The organism is Micromonospora sp. DT227 (genome assembly GCF_049841835.1).
GTDB lineage: Bacteria > Actinomycetota > Actinomycetes > Mycobacteriales > Micromonosporaceae > Micromonospora.
In genome coordinates, this window is record NZ_JBNCLA010000033.1 from 1 (window position 1) to 3,822 (window position 3,822).

A 3,822-nucleotide genomic window follows, 5' to 3' on the forward strand; every position below is an offset into this window, starting at 1 on the left:
GCAGCCGTGGTCGCCTTCCGAGCCGCGTCGGACGCCACCCGCGCCGCCCGCATCGCCGCGTTCGAGGCGCTCACCGCGTCCCGGGCCGCGTCGGCGGCGCCATCCGCCGCGTCTGCGGCACGGCCGGCCGCCGCGGAGGCCTTGCTCGCGGCACCGCCTGCCGCAGCGGTCTCGTCCGCCGCCGTCTTGGCCGCCTTCTTGGCCTCCTCGGCCGCGTTCGCCGCGCGGTTCGATGCCTCCGTCGCGGCAAGAGACTCCCGGGCGGTGGTGTCGCTGGCCTCCTTCGCCTGCTCGGTGAGGCTGCGGATGGAGGCGAGTTCCTTGTCCCGCGCACGGGCGACGAACTGGCCGGCCGTGATGAACTCGCGCAGGTCGTCCGGCGTGCCCGCCAGCGCCTGCTGCGCCGCGGTGTTAAGCACCGGACCGGAGTTGTTGACTCCACCCGTGAGCATCCGGGTAGCCGCCAGCCGGTCGTCCGCCATCAGCGCGGCGTCGCGCCCCTCGGCGAGGAACTCGGTCAGCTCCTCCGGCGTGCCGTCGAGTGCCTTCTGCGCGGCGGCCCGCATCGTCGGGCCGCCGGACTCCAACAGCCGGTAGGCCCGCACCCGCTCGTCAGCGGCCCACGACGCACGCCAGCCGCCGTCGACGAACGTTTGGACATCCGCCGGCGTTCCGGCCAGCGCCTGCAAGGCACCGGCGCGCATCGCGGGACCATCCATCGACGCCAGCGACTCCGCCGCCGCCCGCGCGTCGGCGGCGTACGCCTCGTCCACCCCGCCCTCGACGAACGCGCGGACTGCGGCGTCGTCGGCGAGCAGCATCTCCGCCGCGGCCCGCTTCACCGAGGGGGTCCCCTCGGTGACGTAGTAGACGAGCACCTCCCGGGCCACCGCCGGATCCCAGGGATATTCCTCGTCCTCGGCGCTCGCCGGCGTCACCGGGACGAGCGAACCGACGAGCACCACCGCTGTGGCGACGGCGACACGCCGCACCCAACCAGGTGACAGGCGCGTGTTTCGAAAAAGCGCAGCGCGCATTGACCGTACGGTCATCACAACCCCCGTGGGAATGAGAAAGTACCGCCGGAATGATATCGACAGCTGCCAGTGCCCACAAGGGTCGATTGGTCAAAAATGATGGACCGCCACCAATTGGTGGCGGTCCATCACCATGTTCCGCTCGGTCAGTTGACCCGAATTTCGACCAGGATCGCCTGCGGCAGGTTGCCGTCCTCGCCCGTGTCGATCGCCACCGGCTTGTTCGCCGGGATGGTGAACTTCTTGTCCCCTTCCGGCAGTTTCGCAGTCGCCTCGACGATTTCGTCCCCGGCCCGGACGCCGAAGGTCCCGGGGATCTCCAGAGTGAGATAGCCGGACGAGCCCAGCACCTTGAAACAGTGGTAGAAGCCGCTGACGCCGGGAATCTGCTCGACCTGGATCTCGTCGGGGGTGCACGGTTGGTCGTCTTCCACCGGCCGGGTGCCGGTCCAGATGATGTGGCCGTCACCCTTGTACAGCTTGAGCCCGTGGTCCGCCAGAATCTTGGCAGCGCCCGGGTAGTTGAAATCCTCCTCGAGGGAGGGCGGGGTGTCCGCGGCGGACGACCCGGAGTTGGCCGCGAACACGGCCACCCCGGACAGAGCAACCGCCGCGCCGAATGCTGCAACTCTTCTCATGAACTCCCGCCTAGATGGTGTGAAGGTGAACCGAGGCCCTAGACAGGGGCCACGGACTGTTCGCCGGGGTGGATCCAGGAGCGACGGCGAGGACAGGATCCCGCGAGGGTAAACCGCGAGCCCGGCATGCCAATAGCCTCACTCCCGTGAGCGAATCTGTCGGATCGACTCGTTCGCAACAATTTGCGGGACCGCCTTCGCAATGCACTCGTATACCGAGTTCCTGAATTGCGCAAGTTCCGAAACAAGGACCCGTGTCTCCACGTCCACCTGGTAGGGCTTCTCGGAGGACTCGATGCGGACAGTTGGTCCGACCGCGCGGAAGTGAATCACCTCGGGTCTTTCCGTGAAGCCGAATGACGCATCCTCGCCGCGCCCCAGGCGCGCTTCGGCACCCTTGAAGGAGAGGGCCAGATCCACGAGTTGAACGTGACCCCCGGGTGAAATGACGGCAGTTTCTCCGACCGCCATCTTCACCTTGGCGGCAAAGTACTTGTAGCGGAGGTCCATCTCGGAGACGTGAGCCGGATCCGCGTCGGCAGGAAGCGACCACGTCCTGCTCCACCCAGAGTCAGCCGGCGGCAGCGTAAATGTCAGGACAAGCACCTATCCTCCTCGCGTCGAGGCTACAAAGCGGCGTGGCGTCAGCACGGATACGCAGTCACCAACTTGCCCTCGTTCACGACCGCGCAGATGCTCCGCAGTTCTTGCCTCCCATTGGCCGGGCCACTCTCGCCTACCTTGACGCCGTGGTCCCACTGGTAAATCTTGCCGGGTCGGGGCTCTCCCGTCTTCGGGTCGGGCGTGTTGTTCCTCGGCGTTCCCCGGTTGATGGTGTCGACGACCCGCTGCCGCACGACCTTCTCCTTGCCGGTGAAGATCCCCGCCTCGTCGTCCACCAGGCTCCCGCCCGTCCGGTGGCGGTCGAGCACGTGCTGCCAGTCACCCTCGGCTACTGCACGGTTCCCGCAGATCCCGGCGTTATGGACCAGGAAGCTGGCGGCTCCGGCGGCGACATAGAAGGTGTGATAGCCAGCGATGCTGAGGTTGTAGACCTCGGACCGCACCAGTCTCTTCGCCACCGATTCGACCTGCAGCCAGGTTCCGCTGGCGGTACGTACCCACTGTCCGGGTGAGAGGGAGACCGCCTCGACCCAGGCCTTGGCGTCCGGCACCCAGAAGGGGTGGTTCGAGGTAGCAGTGATGGACACCACAGCATCGCCATCGGTGCCATCGACGTCGAATGTCAGATCGACGAGTTGCTTCTCACCGAACCCGTAGATTAGTCCGTCAACCTTCTTCGGATCGGTTCTTCCGGAGTTGGGATCGGTCGAAAGGACCTCTTCCCCGACTCGGACATCTTCGATCGGCTTGGTCGATCCGTCCGCCATCACTACCTTGGTGCCCGGCGCGAAGCTGTTGCACTTCGACAGCGCCTCGGTGACCTTCTGCAGTTCGCGGAGCTTGTCCGCGGCCTTACCACTCTTCGCGCCGGTGGCGAAGTAGCCGGCGAAGGGCACCATCGACCCGATCGACAGCAGACCGCCGACCCAGTCGCCCCGTGCGAACGACACCGCCGCGTCGACACCGTCACACGCTTCCCCAGCGCCCGGCGCGAGTCCGCACGCCATGAGGACCAACTGCAACATGTCGAGCACCAGCTCGGGGTTCTCATTAACGAAGGCCTTGAGATCACCCACCATCAGACAGCCCGGTCGATCCATGTTGGCCGGGACGTCGCAGATGGCCGGTCTGGTCACGGCGAGCGCGAAGTCGCCGTAAACCTTGAGGCAGTCCTTCGTCAGCGACGGCTTAGGTACCAGACAGCCCCAGGTCTTGTGCTCCTCCAGAGCCGTACCGGTCCCGCCGCTGCCGCTTCCGGGCGCCGTGCTCCGCCGCTGTTGCTCGTACTCCTTCAGCCGAGTCGTGTAGATCCGGCTGGCCTCCTTGGCCGCGAGGTCAGCGGCCAGGGCATCCTGGCCGGCGCGGATGGCTGACTGCCGGGCGTCCCAGCTCGCCTGGGAAGCAGCCTCCGAAGCCTGCTTGGCTCGCCGGGAGGCCGCCGTCGCGGTGGCGGCGGACTGGGCGGCCTGGTTGGCGCTGGCCTGGGCGGAGTTCGCCGCGTTCCGCGCCGTCGTGGCGGACTG

The 3,822-nt window shown here is 67.1% G+C and carries 4 protein-coding genes; all 4 read right to left on the reverse strand.

All coding sequences use genetic code 11. The annotated features are described in order from the left end of the window. Nucleotides 1–992: ALF repeat-containing protein (locus ACLQ2W_RS33720; RefSeq protein WP_425791918.1), on the reverse strand; the 992-nt coding region annotated here is incomplete at its 3' end. Between the two features lie 191 nt (nt 993–1,183). Next, nucleotides 1,184–1,630, reverse strand: a complete 447-nt coding sequence (locus ACLQ2W_RS33725) for a hypothetical protein (protein ID WP_425791920.1) — start codon at nt 1,628–1,630, stop codon at nt 1,184–1,186. Nucleotides 1,631–1,813: 183 nt separating this feature from the next. After that, complete coding sequence (locus ACLQ2W_RS33730) at nt 1,814–2,281, reverse strand: hypothetical protein (protein WP_425791922.1); 468 nt, start codon at nt 2,279–2,281, stop codon at nt 1,814–1,816. Between the two features lie 38 nt (nt 2,282–2,319). Next, nucleotides 2,320–3,822 (reverse strand): polymorphic toxin-type HINT domain-containing protein (locus ACLQ2W_RS33735; protein WP_425791924.1); only part of this gene is annotated, 1,503 nt, incomplete at its 5' end.